Source organism: Streptomyces sp. KR55, from assembly GCF_052245645.1.
GTDB lineage: Bacteria > Actinomycetota > Actinomycetes > Streptomycetales > Streptomycetaceae > Streptomyces > Streptomyces flavusporus.
In genome coordinates, this window is the sequence record NZ_JBQQCE010000198.1 from 1 (window position 1) to 16811 (window position 16811).

The 16811-nt window shown below is 69.9% G+C and carries 10 protein-coding genes, 1 tRNA gene and 1 pseudogene; 3 read left to right on the forward strand and 9 right to left on the reverse strand.

Going from position 1 to position 16811, the window contains the following annotated elements:
• The first annotated feature begins 688 nt into the window (after positions 1-688).
• Entirely contained in the window at positions 689-1648 is a 960-nt protein-coding gene (locus tag ACTWQJ_RS26830; protein WP_443309127.1) for a D-2-hydroxyacid dehydrogenase family protein, read from the forward strand.
• A 364-nt stretch (positions 1649-2012) separates the two neighbouring features.
• Here ACTWQJ_RS26830 and ACTWQJ_RS26835 read toward each other — a convergent pair whose 3' ends face one another.
• From ACTWQJ_RS26835 to ACTWQJ_RS26845, 3 genes are all read right to left on the reverse strand, one after another.
• Positions 2013-2228, reverse strand: coding sequence for a hypothetical protein (locus ACTWQJ_RS26835; RefSeq protein WP_443309128.1), 216 nt, complete (start codon positions 2226-2228; stop codon positions 2013-2015).
• Between the two features lie 843 nt (positions 2229-3071).
• Positions 3072-3923 (reverse strand): ABC transporter permease, encoded by an 852-nt coding sequence (locus ACTWQJ_RS26840; RefSeq protein WP_443309129.1) that lies wholly within the window; start codon positions 3921-3923, stop codon positions 3072-3074.
• Complete coding sequence (locus ACTWQJ_RS26845; protein WP_443309130.1) at positions 3920-4891, reverse strand: ABC transporter ATP-binding protein; 972 nt, start codon at positions 4889-4891, stop codon at positions 3920-3922. Before ACTWQJ_RS26845 ends, ACTWQJ_RS26840 begins: the two co-directional genes overlap by 4 nt.
• Before the next feature lie 1315 nt (positions 4892-6206).
• Between ACTWQJ_RS26845 and ACTWQJ_RS26850 the strand changes: the two genes are divergently transcribed.
• Positions 6207-7049: a M23 family metallopeptidase gene (locus ACTWQJ_RS26850; RefSeq protein WP_443309131.1), complete on the forward strand. Its 843-nt coding sequence runs from the start codon at positions 6207-6209 to the stop codon at positions 7047-7049.
• Here the strand turns inward: ACTWQJ_RS26850 and ACTWQJ_RS26855 are convergent.
• On the reverse strand, positions 7034-7225 hold the full coding sequence (locus ACTWQJ_RS26855; RefSeq protein ID WP_443309132.1) for a hypothetical protein: 192 nt from the start codon (positions 7223-7225) through the stop codon (positions 7034-7036). The genes ACTWQJ_RS26850 and ACTWQJ_RS26855 overlap by 16 nt on opposite strands.
• Between ACTWQJ_RS26855 and ACTWQJ_RS26860 the strand changes: the two are divergent.
• Positions 7226-8583 (forward strand): annotated as a pseudogene (locus tag ACTWQJ_RS26860) (tyrosine-type recombinase/integrase); the annotation flags it as partial.
• A gap of 128 nt (positions 8584-8711) precedes the next feature.
• Here ACTWQJ_RS26860 and ACTWQJ_RS26865 read toward each other — a convergent pair.
• The 5 genes from ACTWQJ_RS26865 to ACTWQJ_RS26885 form a co-directional block, all read right to left on the reverse strand.
• A tRNA-Thr gene (locus ACTWQJ_RS26865) sits at positions 8712-8785 on the reverse strand.
• 109 nt (positions 8786-8894) lie between these two features.
• Positions 8895-10499 carry an alpha/beta hydrolase gene (locus ACTWQJ_RS26870; RefSeq protein ID WP_443309133.1) on the reverse strand — a complete coding sequence of 535 codons (1605 nt, stop codon included), beginning with the start codon at positions 10497-10499 and terminating at the stop codon, positions 8895-8897.
• Between the two features lie 199 nt (positions 10500-10698).
• Positions 10699-11904 carry a DNA polymerase III subunit delta' gene (locus tag ACTWQJ_RS26875; RefSeq protein ID WP_443309134.1) on the reverse strand — a complete coding sequence of 402 codons (1206 nt, stop codon included), beginning with the start codon at positions 11902-11904 and terminating at the stop codon, positions 10699-10701.
• Positions 11905-12000: 96 nt separating this feature from the next.
• On the reverse strand, positions 12001-15210 hold the full coding sequence (gene tmk / locus ACTWQJ_RS26880) for a dTMP kinase (protein WP_443309135.1): 3210 nt from the start codon (positions 15208-15210) through the stop codon (positions 12001-12003).
• 137 nt (positions 15211-15347) lie between these two features.
• Positions 15348-16811 (reverse strand): topoisomerase C-terminal repeat-containing protein (locus ACTWQJ_RS26885; protein WP_443309136.1); only part of this gene is annotated, 1464 nt, incomplete at its 5' end.

Below are 16811 nucleotides of genomic sequence, written 5' to 3' on the forward strand. Positions count from 1 at the left end.
CCACCCGCACTTCCCGCGCCCTCGGCGCCGCCAGCTGCCCCACTGCCCCCAGCACCCCCAGCACCCCCAGCACCCCCAGCACCCCCAGCACCCCCAGCACCCCCAGCACCTGCGGCGTCGTCCGCCCCCCTGGGCTCGCACCACTCCGCCTCACACGGCTCGTACAGCACAGGCGAACCAAGCAAACCGAACCGCAGTCCGAACCGAGGCCCGCACCGCAGTTCGCCCCGCATCACACCGCCCACAGCATTCCCGCGCGCCCGCGCCGCTCGACCGCGCTCCACAACGGAGGACCACCATTCCTGGCGGTTTTCCGCCCTCGTCACGGCGGTTTCCCGCCACCCGCACCATGACGGCCTCCGCCGGAGTCCGCTACCGTTCCGGCCGTTTCCCGGTACCGATCCCGGCGCCGACTGGCGACTTCACGCCAATTGGCCGACAACGACGTGGAGAACCGTTGGCCACATGTTAGCGATCCGTTGGTGGGGCCTGATGTGATCACTACAACGGATCTGGCCCGACGGTGCGCGCGTCACGCGTCGCTCGGGGGAGTGTCGCCGCCGCGGCCGGATCCGGGGACGCCCGTGGGCTCCGGTCGGCTGAGGTGAACGACCGGGGTCCGCGTCCCTCCACGCGGGATCGCCCGCCACCCTTGGGGGAGACACCGACACCCCGGGGAGAGAGCCGAATGCGATTCCGCTGCGCCGTGCTCGACGACTACCAGAACGTCGCGACCTCCGTCGCCGACTGGTCACCGGTGATCGACCAGGTGGAGGTCGTCGCCTTCTCCGATCACTTCGCCACCGAGGACGAACTCGCCGCGGCCCTCGCGGACTTCGACTTCGTGGTGACCCTGCGCGAACGCGTCCCCTTCCCGGCCACGCTCCTGAACCGCCTCCCCCGCCTGAAGCTGCTGATCGCCTCCGGCATGCGCAACTCGGTGATCGACTACGCCGCCGCCCGCGCCAACGACGTCACCGTGTGCGGCACGGAGAGCTCCTCCACTCCCCCGGTCGAACTCACCTGGGCCCTGCTGCTGGGCCTGGCCCGCGGAATCGTCCAGGAGAACAACGCCCTGCGCGCCGGCAGCCCCTGGCAGTCGACGGTCGGCACCGATCTGCACGGCCGCCGGCTCGGCCTGCTGGGTCTCGGCAAGATCGGCAGCCGGGTCGCCCGGATCGGCCTCGCCTTCGGCATGGAGGTCACTGCCTGGAGCCAGAACCTCACCAAGGAGCGGGCGGACGAGGTCGGAGTGCACCGGTCCGCCACCAAGGAGGACCTCCTCACGACCAGCGACTTCGTCTCCGTCCACCTGGCCCTCGGCGACCGCACCCGCGGCCTGCTCGGCCCCGCCGAACTCGCCCTCCTGAAGCCGACCGCCCACCTGATCAACACCTCCCGCGCGGCGATCGTCGACCAGGACGCCCTTCTCACCGCCCTGCACGAGGGCCGTATCGCCGGCGCGGCCGTCGACGTCTTCGACACGGAACCCCTCCCCACCGACCACCCGATGCGCACGGCCCCCCGCCTCCTGGCCACCCCACACCTCGGCTACGTCACCCGGGCCAACTACGAGCGCTACTACGGCCAGGCCGTCGACAACATCCGTGCCTACCTCGCCGGAACCCCGGTACGCCTCCTCGGCTGACCCCGCCCCGCCATCTCACGCAGCCAGGGCTCGAGCCCGCTCAGCGGGACCGGAGGGCCACAACAGCAGCAACGGTGCCCCGGCAGGGGCGAGTCTCTTCAGGCTTCTGCACCTCTGTGGCCGGCCCCTGGCCTGGCCGGCGCGTACCCGATAGTCCGGCCCGGTCAAGTACCGCAGGGCGTGGCCGGGCAGACCGATCGCCAACAGGCAGACGAGCACACGAAGCTCCTGGCGGGCGCCGGTGCTCTCAGTCAAGAGCCCGTTGCCGCCAGGAGCTTCGTCGTTCGCACAGCCTGCGTCCGCCAACGCCCCGACCACACCGTTGGGCAGGAAGGGGCTCACCGAGTGGCGTTCAGGCCGCCGGTCAGAGGGAGGCGCTGACGCTGGCGTGCTGGTACTGGCCTACGGCGCCGAGGACCTCGTTCTGGGCAGCGGCGGCCTGGGCCAGGAGAGACGAGTCGCTGACCGCCATGGAGCCGACGACGACGCTGGCGTGCGGGTTCAGGTGCAGGCCGCCGGAGACGTTGTCGAGCTCGGCGTCGGAGATCTCGACGGTCTCAACCTGGTGAGCGGAGTTCATGATGATTTCCCTTCGTATGGATGATCCACAAGGGGGGTGGCCCCGCTGGGGACTGCTGGCGGGCCTCGACCGCAGGCACGCGGCGCCCGTTTCCGGAAACCGGTCGCGCGACCTCGCGGCGTAAAGGATCAAAGCACGGAGTGCGCCGGGCATCCAATCAACCAATGCTCTCATCAGGACAGTTGAACGTGCGGACTACGGCATCCGTGCAGGCATCCACACGAGTTGGGGACGACTTCTCCACATGCTGCGCGACACTGGGACGTCACCGGTATTGCCACCGTGATTCGGAACAGGACACTCCGCACGAACGGAGCGCCGTCCGGCAGGGGCTTTGGCAGATTCCTCGCACACCTTGCCGCGGTTGCGCATTCGATGTGCAGATTCACTGAACCCGGAGTGGCACCGGCGTGGGCGACACCTTCAGGCCTCGCCCGGAAGCCAGCCCGGAGCGTCAGCCGGACCACGGTCCCGAACCGTCAATTGAGACCAGAACTGAGACCACGGACAGCCGAGCGGCCCGCGCCCGCCGCCGTCGCCGCATCCGCTGAACGAAAAAGCCCAGCTCAGACACCGCCTGAGCTGGGCTTCGGCGGAGCCGCCTTCGGGATTCGAACCCGAGACCTACGCATTACGAGGGCTGGCAGGATCGTGATCGTTGGTGTCAACACCTGACGCGGCATCCTGTTTTGCCAGGTCAGAGACGTGCGACCGTGGATCCCTATGACACCCAGTCCACCGAGTGCCGCACCATCCGCTCACGCATCGCTCACGCGTTCCGTCACGTTGTCCAGCCCGAGACTGGCATGCCCGCTCAGCCTGCGTACGTAGGTGGGGCTGCTATCAGCCGACCCGCTGCATTGCCTTCCGGCGCCGTTCCGCCACTGCCGAACCGGACTCGCGGCGGGCCATCCTGCGCAGGACGGAGGGGGCGAGCAACAGTCCGGCGACCGCCCAGACGCCCAGCACCCCTGCCGTCTCCAGATGTCGCCAGGACTCGCCGATCTCAGCAGCGACAGCGTCGGCCGGAAGCAGCGCCGAGCGGAGGCCGAGCCCGAGCCAGTACACGGGGAAGACCTGCCCGACGGCCTGCAACCACTCGGGCAGCTTCGTCAGCGGAAAGTAGATTCCGGAGATCACGACGAGGCCCATCACGGGGAGCATCAGCAGCCCGACGGTGCGAGGGCTTTCCACAAGGGCCCCGATGACGGCGCCGATCGGCAGGCTCGCCAGGAGACCCAACGGCACGACCCACAGCAGCGTCAGCCATGCTCCGCCGCCCTGCCGGGCCACACCGTCGACCAGGAACACACCGGCAACCAGGGCAAGAGCCATGGAGACCAGCGCAGTGCCCGACACCAAGATGATCTTGCCGACCAGGTGACCGACCATGCCGTGCGGCACGGCCTTCGCCCGCAGCAGGGTGCCGTCCTCGCGCTCGGCCGCGAGCAACTGTGCCGTGGTCATCACCCCAGTGAACGCAAGCGTCATTCCCAACATGCTCGGCAGCATGAACGCGCCGGCCGAGATGCCTGCGCCCTTCAGCGGATCGTCCCTGACCAGGAACATCGGCACGATCAGCAGAACTGTCCACAGGGCGTGCCCGAACAGGTCCTGACCCGTGGTGAAGGTCTGCCGCAGCTCCGTCCAGCCGCGCCGCACCCCGGCTCGTGCCGCATACCACACCGGGTTCATCGCGATCCCTCCCCAAAGGTGTGTGCCGCCCGCTCGCCGGTGAGGTTCCCCGCCTCCCACTCCCTGACCATCAGCAGGTAGGTGTCCTCCAGATTTGCCCGGCGCACCTCCAGGTCACCAATCGCGCCGCCGTGCTCCTCGAACAGTCGACGGACGAACTGAGTAGGCTCCGCCGTCTCCTGCTCGAAGGGCTGCCCGTCCCGAGTCCAGCGCACAGTGGCCTCGGCTGACGCCTGTTGGGCCAGTTCCTCAGCGGAGCCGTCCGCGACAATCCGGCCGCCGGCCAGGATGAGGATCCGGTCACCGAGCTTCTCCGCCTCGGCGAGATCGTGGGTGGTCAGCAAGACCGTGGTGTTCTCGTCCGCGAGCCCGCGCACCAGGCTGTGGAACTCGCTCCTGGCCTCCGGATCCAAGCCCGCCGTCGGCTCGTCAAGGAACAGCAGTTCGGGCCTGCCCACGATACCGATGGCCACGTCGAGCCGCCTGCGCTGTCCCCCAGACAGCGTTCCGACCCGCTTGTACGCCTGCTCGGTCAGCCCAACGGCGGCGAGGAGCTCGTCGACGCCCCACGGACGACGCACGAACGTGGTCGAGTACGGCGCGTAGTAGGAGCCTAAATGGGCCAGCAAGTCCCGTACCCGCCACTTACCGTGGTCGCGCCAAGACTGCAGCACGATGCCGAGCCGCGCTCGCCACCGCTCGTCCCCGTGCGCCGGATCGGTGCCCAGCACGGCGACGTCACCGGACGAGCGCATCCGGAAGCCCTCCAGGATCTCGATCGTGGTCGTCTTGCCAGCGCCGTTCGGGCCGAGCAGAACGAGTACCTCACCCCGCCGGGCCGTGAAGCCGACCCCCTTCAGTACGTCCTGACTGCGATAGCCCATCCACAATTCGCGTACGTCGATGACCGTGTCGCTCTGCGGCGGTGCACCGCCCCGTCCATCGAGCGACGCGTGAACAGTTGTCATCGGTGTTCCCCCATCCTGGTCCATGGACCGTGGTCTGTGCGTGTCGGTGTGCCTGGTCAAGAGCCGTTGGCCGTGGCCCGTGGTCGCGGGACCGTGTCTGCGGCCGCGACTGCCTACCCTCGGGCGGCCCTCCGCCACCCTCCCCGACCGAACACGAAGCAGGCTCGACTTGCCAACGGCTCACGGCGACAGCATCGCCACCGCCTTACCAGATGCCACGCAACCAATACCAGCATCGCCCCGCGCCTGGAAGGCATTAGAGACATTAGCCGACTCCGGCAACCCGCTTCACTCAAGGAGAAGCATCAGAAATCTCCTCCATCAAGAGGTTGTGTAAACATGAAGGGATTTGATAACGCGCTAACGGGGCACCAGCGGTCGTGCGACAAATCCCAGCAAGAGCTGCAAGGTGAGCATAGCGGCCACGAACAGCACCCTTACCAATTCGGGAATGTTCCAGAGATCCGGCCAGGGGAAGTTGACTTGAAAGAGTCACACATCAGACCTCTCATTCGACTCACCCTTGCATTTCCTCTCTCCCTTCATAGCATTGACCTGCCAGCTAGCGCTGATGCAGGTGCCGACCTCAAGGAGGGATTCGTTGGCGAAACCCACCGCCGAAGCGACGGCAGATAGTTCAGGGCAGCGGAGTACCACGACAGACTCCGTCACCACCTCGGGAGCATGGCCCTGAAACATCAGCAAGGAACCATCCACTGCACAATCTCCCCAGGAAACCCAGGTGATTCCACATGAACCTCAAGTCAGCAAAGCGAACACTCTCGACCATTGCTGTCGTCATCGCTGCCTTATCTTCCTCAGCGAACTGGGCGGCAGCCAGTCCCGCGGATTCGGCGGCTGCTCCGGTGGAGTGGTCGGCAACCCACGGTTCGTCCATCGCGTCCGGTACCCGATGGACCGAACAGAACGATAGCGGGACAGATCTTGTGGTCGAGGGAGAACTCCGGAACACAGGCACCGAATGCTCTTCGGTCTGGGTCCAGTGGACCCGTGACTTCGTCCCTTCTCCCTATGCCAAACACTCCACCCAATGCGGTGACGGAGTCTCTCGCGTCAACGTTCGACTGAGCCCCTATCGACTGACCACCACCGGTCGGTTGAAGGTGTGCCAGGGCACCGCAGACACGAGAGACTGCGGATCGGCTATATCCCTGACTACATGGCCGATCAACAACTCGAAGAAGGCCACCTCCCACACACAGTCGCCCCCGCGTTGAGGTCCCGGGTGGGCCGGCAGAACAGGACTCTGGAATGCTGCGCCCACCTGCAAGTCCCCCCACCGAAAGGCCCCCACATGTCACAGTCCCTGTGGAAACGCCACGGCCTGGTGCTGGCCGCCGGCGCCACGTGCATCCTCGTCAACGGCAAAGGCATCGGACCGTTATGGCTCGTCGGACTCGCCCTGCTGGCGACAGGTCTGCTTATGCGGCAGGCGATGACGCGAGCCCAGCGCCCACCGAGTGAAGAGGCCCCACCGTTGGCACTGGACATCCCCGTGAACGGCCGCTGGATGGCCCGCAATGGGCCCGCCACCAAGGTGCCCAGCCACACTCACAACCTCGCGCAGACTTACGCCATCGACCTGGCCCGCCGCCCGGCGCCGGAACCCGTGTGGCTGTGGCCGCTGACGCGGCGCCCCGGGTCCTACCCGTCCTTCGGTGAACCGATGCTCGCGCCTGCGAACGGCCGGGTGATCGCCGCCCATGACAGCCAGCGCGACCACCTGACGCGTACCTCCCTGGCCGGCCTGCTCTACGTGCTCCCGGAGGGCTTCGTGCGCTCACTAGGTCTGCCGCGCCACCTACTCGGCAACCACCTGATCCTCGACTTGGGCAACGGAGCCTACGCCGTCTTCGCACACCTGCGGCGCCACTCGCTGAAAGTGGATGTCGGGGACCACGTGACGGCCGGTCAGCCACTGGCCGAGTGCGGCAACTCGGGCAACTCCGCCGAGCCCCACCTGCACTTCCAGCTCATGGACAGCCCGGACATCACCTCAGCCCACGGCCTGCGCTTCACCTGGCGGTACCAGGATGACGACGGCCACGAGCACGAAGGCGTACCTGCCGACAACACCTGCTTCATCCCCGTCCGGACCGCCCCCGTCGACTCGTCAGACCCCTACGCCGCGTCATAGCCGGGATCGAGCGCGAAGCGGACCGACCGGACACGGACGTCAGGGGCGAACTCACCGAAGGCGAAGACTTCCTGCGGCCGCTCCGGATTCCCGTCCCGGCTGGTGGTGTAGCGGGCCGCGAAGCGGTTGCCCTCTCGCAGCGTCTCGTGCACGTCCACCGGATAGGTGTGGCCCACCCCGAGGGCATGGAGCTGATCGCCGCCATGCTGGAGGAGGTCGGCGACCAGAAGTCGCCGCTGCCCGATGTCGAGGAAACCCGGCGGCGCCTGAAGTCCGGTCAGGATCTGATCGGCCGCCTGACCGTCAGTGAGTGGCTCGACCGATGGCTCGACGGCAAGCGCATCCGCAAGTCGGGCCTCAGCCGCTACGAGACCGACATCCGGTTCCATTTGAAGCCCCGGATCGGCCACCACCGCCTCGACCGCCTACGCGTGAGCCACCTCAGCGACATGTTCACGGCCATCGCCGACGCCAATGCCGAGATCCTGGAGCAGAACGCCCAGCGCCGGGCCGCGGTTGAGGAGTTGGCCACCGTGCCGTGGAAGGGCACGGACAACCGCGCTCGCCGCAAGGTGATGAAGACGGCGATGGATGCCATGCCGCCGTTCCGGCGTGTGACCGGTCCGGCTACCCGGCTGCGTATCAAGGCCACCCTGCGGGCTGCGCTGAACGACGCGATCAGCCAGCAGATCCTCACCTTCAACCCGGCGGCCCACGTCGAACTCGATCCTGTGCGCAAGCCGAAGGCTCTGGTGTGGACGGACGCGCGGGTCGCCAAGTGGGAGCAGACGGGCGAGAAGCCCTCGCCCGTGATGGTCTGGACGCCCGAACAGACTGGCGCGTTCCTCGACTTCGTCGCGGAGGACCGGCTGTACGCGATGTGGCACCTGATCGCCTTCCGCGGCCTGCGGCGGGGCGAGGCATGTGGGCAGCCCTGGTCGGAGACCAACCTCGATGACCACTCCCTGACCGTCTCCGCCCAGCTCGTCCAGGACGGGTGGGAGGTCGAGACCTCCGAGCCCAAGACGGACAGCGGCTTCCGCGTGGTCGCGCTCGACGACGACACCGTCAACGTCCTGAAGCGGCACCGCGAACAGCAGGACGCGGACCGCGAGGAGTGGGGATCAGCCTGGGTCGAGACCGGCATGGTCTTCACCCAAGAAGACGGCTCCTGGCTCCATCCCGGCAAGGTGACCGACCTCTTCGAGCGCCTGGTCGCCGCCTCCGGGCTCCCGCCGATCCGGATGCACGACCTCGGCACGGGGCGGCCACACTCATGCTCGCCGCCGGCATCGACGTGAAGATCGTGTCGGACACGCTCGGGCACAGCGATACCCGGATCACGCGGGACATCTACCAGAGCGTCCTGCCGCAGGTCGGCAAGAACGCCGCCGAGGCCACCGCCAAGCTGGTCCCGCTTCAGCGGAAGACCGAGGCGGAGGAGGCCCGCAAGGCCGCGAAGAAGGCGGCAGCCAAGGCGAAAGCCGAGGCCAGGGCCAAGAGGAAGGGCAAGCGGAAGAAGCCCAAGAAGTAGGGCACCGGCCCGCTCCGCTCACGCATCGCTCACGCAAGCCAACTCGCGGCACCCCGGCCGTGTGACGCGTCATGCCCTGAGCAACACAAAAGGCCAGGTCACGAGCTATGTGACCTGGCCTTTGCCGGAGCCGCCTTCGGGATTCGAACCCGAGACCTACGCATTACGAGTGCGTTGCTCTGGCCATCTGAGCTAAGGCGGCGCGCTGTCCGCACTATGGTGCGATCAGCAACGTCGGTAAGTCTACACAGATCCCGGCGGTGCTCCGTACCAGCCCCGGAGCCCCAGGCCCCTGGGGCTGGTGACGTGCGTTACGAGCAGCGCTTTCCCTCCGCCGGAGGGGTGCCCCGCAGAAGGTACGCGTTGATCGTGCGGTCGATGCAGTCGCTGCCGCGGCCGTAGGCGGTGTGACCGTCACCCTGGTAGGTGAGGAGGCGGCCGGAGGAGAGCTGGCGGGACAGGGACCGGGCCCAGCGGTACGGGGTCGCCGGGTCCCGGGTGGTGCCGACCACGACGATCGGGGCGGCGCCCTTCGCCTCGATGCGCTTCGGCTCGCCGGTGGGCGCGACCGGCCAGTACGCGCAGTTCAGGGAGGCCCAGGCGAGGGTCTCGCCGAAGACCGGGGATGCCTTCTCGAAGGCGGGGAGCGCCTCACGGACCTGGTCCGGGGCGTCGAAGGCGGGCGGGAGGTCCAGGCAGTTCACGGCGGCGTTGGCGAACATCAGGTTCGAGTATTCGCCGTCGGGGTCCCGCTCGTAGTACGTGTCGGACAGGGCCAGCAGACCCGCGCCGTCGTTCTCCCTCATCGCCGAGGTCAGCGCCTCGCGCAACTGCTGCCAGGCCGCCTCGTCGTACATCGCCGTGATCACGCCGGTGGTGCCGAGGGACTCGGTGAGCCTGCGGCCGTCCGCGTCGCCGGTGGGCAGCGGCCTCGCGTCGAGCTTGTCGAAAAACGCCTTCAGGTTGCGTCCGACCTGCTCCGGTGGCGTCCCCGGCCTGCCGAGAGGGCAGTCGGTGTGCCGTACGCAGTCCTTCGCGAACGCGGTCAGCGCCGTCTCGAAGCCCGCCGTCTGGTCGAGGTTCAGCCGGCGCGCGGGCAGCGACGGGTCGATCGCGCCGTCCAGGACGAGCCGTCCCGCCCGCTGTGGGAAGAGCCCGGCGTACGTCGCTCCGAGGAACGTGCCGTACGACGCCCCCACATACGTCAACTTCTCGTCCCCGAGGGCCGCCCGCAGGACGTCCATGTCCCGGGCCGCCTCGATTGTCGAGAGGTGCCGCAGCAGCGCGGGCGACTGCTTGCCGCACCCTTCCGCGAACTCCTTGTAGGCGTCCACGAGTCCGTCGACCTCCCGCTTGTCGTCGGGCGTGACGTCGGTCTGCGTGTACCTGTCCATCTCTCGCGCGTCGAGACACTCGACGGGCTCGCTGCGGGCGACGCCGCGCGGATCGACCGCGACCAGGTCGTAGCGGGCGCGGACCTCCGCCGGGTAGCCGACACCGGCGTACGACTGGAGGTAGGTGATCGCCGAGCCGCCCGGTCCGCCCGGGTTCACCAGCAGCGAGCCCAGCCGTGTGCCCGGGCCTGTGGCCTTCTTGCGGGCCACGGCCAGCCGCACGTCGCCCTCGGCCGGCTCGGCGTAGTCGAGTGGCGCACGCAGGGTGGCGCACTCGAAGCCGGAGACACCGCAGGCACGCCATTTCAGCTTCTGCCCGTAGTACGGAGCCAGGTCGGACGGGGTGGCCCGGGGCAGCGCGGTCACTTCCGCCGCCCCGGCCGCGGAGGTCGCCGAACTCGTCGAGCTCCCGGAGGAACAGGCGGAGAGGAGCAGCGCCGCGACGGCGACGAGGGTGGCTCCGGTACGGGACCTGGCACTGAACATGGTCCTTGACCAGCGGTGGGTGCGCCTTGTGTACATTCAGCGAGCGTAACGCTGTGCGATGGATTGGGCACGGCATGTACAGCTTGTGCCACGGACGAGTGCGGGCTGTCCCTCGAACGAGGTACGCCGTCAACACGACGCCCACGGCAAAGGGGCTTCACTCCGCCTGACCGACACGCGGCAGGTGGGCCACCGCGGCCGACCTACGCCGCCCACGGCGGGGCGGCCCGCCCCGTCACCCCGATCTGAGCGCCATCGTCATCGCCTCCACGGCCAGCAGGGGCGCCACATTGCGGTCGAGGGCGTCTCGGCAGGCGGCGATCGCCTCGATGCGACGCAGGGTGGACTCCGGGGAGCTGCCGCGGGCGAGCCGCTCCAGGGTGTCCTCGGCGTCCGTGTTGGCGAGCGCGATCCGGGAGCCGAGCTGGAGGGCGAGGACATCGCGGTAGAAGGCGGTGAGGTCGGTGAGCGCGAGGTCGAGGCTGTCGCGCTGGGTACGCGTCCTGCGGCGCTTCTGCTTGTCCTCCAGCTCCTTCATCACACCCGCCGTACCGCGCGGCATCCGGCCGCCCTGGGCTGCGCCCAGCGCTGCCTTCAGCTCCTCCGTCTCCTTGACGTCGATCTCCTCGGCGAGCTGCTTGGCGTCCTCCGCGGCCGCGTCGACCAGCTCCTGGGCGGCCTTGAGGCAGCCGCCGATGTCATCGATGCGGAGCGGCAGCTTCAGCACGGTGGCCCGGCGTTCTCGGGCAGCCGGGTCGGTGGCGAGTCGGCGGGCCCGGTCCACGTGCCCCTGCGTCGCACGGGCCGCCGCGGCCGCGACGTCCGGTTCGACGCCCTCGCGTCGTACGAGCATATCGGCGACGGCGTCCACGGAGGGCGTGCGCAGGTTCAGGTGGCGGCAGCGGGAGCGGATGGTGGGCAGGACGTCTTCGAGAGAGGGGGCGCACAGCAGCCAGACCGTGCGGGGGGCGGGTTCCTCTACGGCCTTGAGGACGGCGTTGGCGGACTTCTCGTTCAGCCGCTCGGCGTCCTCGACGAGGATCACCTGCCAGCGGCCGTTCGCCGGTGAGGTGAACGACTTGCGGACCGTGTCCCGCATGTCGTCGACGAGGATCTGAGCGCCCACGGCCACGACGGTCGTGACGTCGGCGTGGGTGCCGACCAGCGCTGTGTGACACCCGTCGCAGAAGCCGCAGCCGGGGGCGCCGCCCAGGGCGCGGTCGGGGCTCACGCACTGCAACGCGGCGGCGAATGCCCGCGCCACCTGCGTCCGTCCTGCCCCGGGCGGCCCGGTGAACAGCCAGGCATGCGTCATTCTGGACGCCTCGGGCAGCGGGGCGTCGGCCGCGGCTGCAGTGACCAGGGCGTCGGCGTCCCGGGCAGCGGCGGTGAGCTGCTCGCTCACCTTCTCCTGCCCGACGAGGTCGTCCCACACGCTCATGGGGTCACGCCGCCCTTCCGTCACACTCCGCGGTACGCCATCCATTGTGGGGGCGACCACTGACAACGGAGCCCGCGCCGGCCGCCACCCCGCGGTTCAGCGGCCCCTGCCCCGTCCTCGACGGCCCTGCTCGTCGTCGTACGCGTCCTCGCGGGGCCCGAGCAGCTCGTCCGCCAAGGTGGGCAGATCGTCCAGCGGGGTCTCCTCGGCCCAGTCCGGCCGCGGGCGCCGCTGCGGCGTCCCCTCGGCGTCGACCTGGGGCAGCTCCCGCGTACGGTCCTCGCCGCCGTCCGGTCCGGCCCCCGGCCGCTCGTCCCGGAAGAATCCCGGCGGAACCCGGTCCACGGGGTTCTCGCCCGGCACGGGAGGCAGCACCGCGGTCTCGCCCTCGGCGCCGGGCGCCACCGGCGGCAGCACAGCAGTCTCATCCGCCGAACCGACCGGCGGCAGTACGGCCGTCTCGTCCGCCGCCCCCTGAGGAGCGGGCGGCTGCGGCAGTTCGGCGGTCACCTCGGAGTCGGCCCCGGAGTCACCGGAGGGCTCGTCACTGCCCGGCGTTTCGTCCCGTACCGGCCGCAGGACCGTCGTCTCCTCCTGCGGCCCGCCCGTGGGCTTCACGACCGGCGTCGGGACGGTCGCCGCCTCCGGCGGGACCGGTGGCGTGGCCGGAACCGTCGGCTGCCGGGGGCCCGCCGCGGCCGCCGCAGCGGCCTGCTCGGCCGCCCGCCGGGCCTCCTCGGCCCGCAGCAGCGCCTCCTCGGCCTTGCGCTGCTTCTCCAGTCGGCGTTCCTCCGCCTCGGCCCGCAGCCGGGCCTCCTCCTCGGCCTGCCTGCGGCGCCGTTCCTCCTCGGCCTTGCGCCGGGCCTCTTCCTCGGCCCGCGCCTTCTCCTCGGCCAGGAGACGCACCCGCTCCTCCTCCGCCCGGCGGCGCGCTTCCTCGGCCCGCTGCCGGGCCTCCTCCGCCTGCCGTTCGGCCTCGCGCCGCTGCGCCTCCTCCAGCTCGCGCCGCTTGCGCTCCTCCTCCTCGGCGCGCAGCCGCTCGAGCTGCTCCTGGCGCTCGCGCTCCAGGCGCTCCTCCTCAGCCTTGCGGGCGGCCTCCTCCTCGGCCTTGCGGCGGGCCTCCTCCTCGGCCTTCTTCCGCGCCTCCTCCTGGGCCTTCACCTCGGCCTCGGACAGCGGCAGCATCTGGTCCAGCCGGGCCCGGATCACCGTCGACACGGCCTCGGGCTCCTGCCCGGCGTCGACGACCAGGTACCGCCCGGGGTCGGACGAGGCCAGCGTCAGGAAACCGGACCGCACGCGCGTGTGGAACTCGGCCGGCTCCGACTCCAGCCGGTCCGGCGCCTCCGTGAACCGCTCCCGCGCGGCCTCCGGCGAGACATCCAGCAGAACGGTCAGGTGCGGTACGAGCCCGTGCGTCGCCCACCGGTTGATGCGGGCGATCTCGGTCGGGGACAGGTCACGGCCCGCGCCCTGGTACGCCACCGAGGAATCGATGTAGCGGTCGGAGATGACGACCGCGCCGCGCTCCAGCGCAGGCCGCACCACCGTGTCCACGTGTTCGGCGCGGTCCGCCGCATACAGCAGCGCTTCCGCCCGGTGCGAGAGCCCGGCGCTCGACACGTCCAGCAGGATCGACCGCAGCCGCTTGCCCACCGGGGTCGCCCCGGGCTCGCGGGTCAGCACGACCTCGTGGCCCTTGGCCCTTATCCACTCGGCGAGCGCCTCGGCCTGGGTGGACTTTCCGGCGCCGTCGCCGCCTTCCAGGGCGATGAAGAAACCGGAGGTCGTCGGAGCCTGCACCGGGTCGTCGCCGCCGAGCAGCGCGTCCCGCAGGTCGTGCCGCAGCGGTACGCCGGAACGGTCGTCGAGCTTGGCCAGCACCAGCGCGGCCACCGGCAGCAGCAGCGCACCGACCAGCATCAGCGTGAACGCCGCCCCGCCGTGCGCGAACACGAACTTGCCGTTCTCCAGCCGGTGCGGCCCGATCAGAGCCGCCACCAGGGGCGCGATCAGCGCGCCGAGCGCCACACAGACCCGTACCACCGCGTGCAGGTGCTCAGTGGTCCGGGCCCGCCGGAAGTCCTCGGCCTCCTGGTCGAGGAGCGCATGCCCGGTGTTGGCGGCCATGCCCGCGCCGACGCCGGCCAGCGCGGCGATCAGCAGCACAGTGGTGACGTCCGCGACGAGCCCGGCGGCCAGCAGCGCCACGCCGGTGAAGGCGATCGCCAGCGCGAGCATCCGGCGCCGCGACAGCGACGTCAGCACCTTCGGTGCCGTACGGATGCCGACGGCGACACCGCCGGTCAGCGCGAGCACCAGCAGCCCGTACGTCACCGGGCCGCCGCCCAGGTCCTTGGCGTGCAGCACGGCGACGGCCACAGCCGTGGCGACCGCTCCGGCGACAGCGGCGCAGGCGAGCACCAGCAGCGGGATCGCGCCGGTGCGGCCCTTGTCGGCACCCGTGCCCGTCCTCGGGCGGCGCAGTCCCTCGAGCGGCGACCGCGCGCGCGGGGTACGCGTGCCGGGCAGCTCCAGGAAGGTCAGGACGGACAGGGACGCGGCGAACAGACCGGCCGCGACGTACGAACCGAGGGCCGCCTGGTGCTGGCCGAACCAGTCGATCCCCGCACCCAGCAGATTGTTGAACAATCCCGCGACCACGAGCGCGGCACCCGCAAGGGGGACCGCCACGAAGGTGGTGCGCAGCGACAGACGGCGCAGCGCGTCCATGCGGTCCGGCAGCGGTCGTACGGTCGCGCCCTCCGGGGGCGGGGCCGGCAGCAGCGCGGGGGCGGCGCTTTCGCGGCAGACCGTCCAGAAGCGCTCGGCGACACCGGTGACGAAGACGGTCACCAGGAGCACGGCGAGAGCGTCCTCGGGCATCCAGTCGATCCACAGCGGGGCGACGATCAGCAGCGCGGCCCGCAGACCGTCCGCGCCGACCATGGTCCAGCGGCGGTCCAGCGGGCCGTCCTGGGAGGTGAGCGCGGTGAGCGGGCCGAGGAGCACGGCTCCGAAGAGCAGCGTCGCAAGGATGCGCACCCCGAACACGGTCGCCACTGCGAACGCCACGCCCCGGTAGCCTCCGCCGAACGCCCCCTCGGCGATCGCCGCCTGGAGGACGAGGACGACCAGCACGAGAAGCGCGAGGACGTCACCGACCCCGCTCACCAGCTGTGCGCTCCACAACCGCTTCAGTTGCGGTCGGCGCAGCAGCGCACGGACGGCACGCTCGCGGGAGTCCGCGACCAGCGTGTCGTCGGGGGCGGGGTGATGGGCCGTTGGCTGCTCGGCTCGCGTCATGCGTTCAGCCTATCGGGCCGCACCGACACTCCAGTGCCCATGCCCGAACGTCCGCACGCCCCGACACCGAAGTGATGCCGGGGCGTTCGTTTCGCGAATCCGCGGTGAGGGGCGGTCCGTTGCCGGCCGGCCTCGGTTCAGTCGTCCGACACCGTCTTCGAAGCCGTCGCCTTCTTGGCGGCCGTCTTCTTGACCGCCGTGGTCTTCTTCGCGGCGGTCGTCTTCGCTGCGGTCGTCTTCTTGGCGGCGGTCTTCTTCGCGGCCGTCGCCTTCTTCGCAGGAGCCTTCTTCGCGGCCGCCTTCTTGGCCGTCTTCTTGGCGGGCCCCTTCGCACGCTTCTCGGCGAGCAGTTCGAAACCGCGCTCCGGGGTGATCGTCTCGACACTGTCGCCGGAGCGCAGGGTCGCGTTGGTCTCGCCGTCGGTGACGTACGGGCCGAAGCGGCCGTCCTTGACGACGACCGGCTTGCCGCTGACCGGGTCCTCGCCCAGCTCCTTCAGCGGCGGCTTGGCGGCCGCCCGGCCACGCTGCTTCGGCTGGGCGTAGATCGCCTGCGCCTCCTCCAGCGTGATCGTGAAGAGCTGGTCCTCGGACTGCAGCGACCGCGAGTCCGTGCCCTTCTTCAGATACGGGCCGTAGCGGCCGTTCTGCGCGGTGATCTCGACGCCGTCCGCGTCGGTGCCGACGATCCGCGGAAGCGACATCAGCTTCAGCGCGTCCTCAAGCGTCACCGTGTCCAGCGACATCGACTTGAACAGCGAGGCCGTACGCGGCTTGACGGCGTTCTTGCCCGTCTTCGGGGTGCCCTCGGGCAGCACCTCGGTGACGTACGGACCGTAGCGGCCGTCCTTGGCGACGATCGTGTGGCCGGTCTCCGGGTCCGTGCCCAGCTCGAAGTCGCCGCTCGGCTTGGCGAGCAGCTCCTCCGCGAGCTCGACGGTGAGCTCGTCCGGGGCCAGGTCGGACGGGATGTCGGCGCGCTGATGGCCCTCGGACTCCTTCTCACCGCGCTCGATGTACGGCCCGTAGCGGCCGACGCGCAGCACGATGTCGTTGCCCACCGGGAACGAGGACACCTCGCGCGCGTCGATCGCGCCCAGGTCGGTGACCAGCTCCTTGAGGCCGCCGAGGTGGTCCCCGTCGCCGTTGCCGGCGTCCGCGGCACCGCCCGCACCCGTGCCTTCGCCGAAGTAGAACCGCTTCAGCCACGGCACAGCCTGCGCCTCGCCGCGCGCGATGCGGTCGAGATCGTCCTCCATCTTGGCGGTGAAGTCGTAGTCGACGAGCCGCCCGAAGTGCTTCTCCAGGAGGTTGACCACGGCGAAGGACAGGAAGGACGGGACGAGTGCCGTGCCCTTCTTGAACACATAGCCGCGGTCGAGGATCGTGCCGATGATCGACGCGTACGTCGACGGGCGGCCGATCTCGCGCTCTTCCAGCTCCTTGACCAGCGAGGCCTCGGTGTAGCGGGCCGGGGGCTTGGTGGCGTGCCCGTCGACCGTGATCTCCTCGGCCGACAGCGGGTCGCCCTCGCCGACCTGCGGCAGCCGGCGCTCGCGGTCGTCCAGCTCGGCGTTCGGGTCGTCGGCGCCCTCGACGTA

Bases quoted from the DNA above. Each gene is read 5' to 3' on its own strand.
- tmk (WP_443309135.1), bottom strand. From the start codon at position 15,210: ATGACGCGAGCCGAGCAGCCAACGGCCCATCACCCCGCCCCCGACGAC.
- ACTWQJ_RS26845 (WP_443309130.1), bottom strand. From the start codon at position 4,891: ATGACAACTGTTCACGCGTCGCTCGATGGACGGGGCGGTGCACCGCCG.
- ACTWQJ_RS26850 (WP_443309131.1), top strand. From the start codon at position 6,207: ATGTCACAGTCCCTGTGGAAACGCCACGGCCTGGTGCTGGCCGCCGGC.
- ACTWQJ_RS26830 (WP_443309127.1), top strand. From the start codon at position 689: ATGCGATTCCGCTGCGCCGTGCTCGACGACTACCAGAACGTCGCGACC.
- ACTWQJ_RS26835 (WP_443309128.1), bottom strand. From the start codon at position 2,228: ATGAACTCCGCTCACCAGGTTGAGACCGTCGAGATCTCCGACGCCGAG.
- ACTWQJ_RS26840 (WP_443309129.1), bottom strand. From the start codon at position 3,923: ATGAACCCGGTGTGGTATGCGGCACGAGCCGGGGTGCGGCGCGGCTGG.
- ACTWQJ_RS26870 (WP_443309133.1), bottom strand. From the start codon at position 10,499: ATGTACACAAGGCGCACCCACCGCTGGTCAAGGACCATGTTCAGTGCC.
- ACTWQJ_RS26875 (WP_443309134.1), bottom strand. From the start codon at position 11,904: ATGAGCGTGTGGGACGACCTCGTCGGGCAGGAGAAGGTGAGCGAGCAG.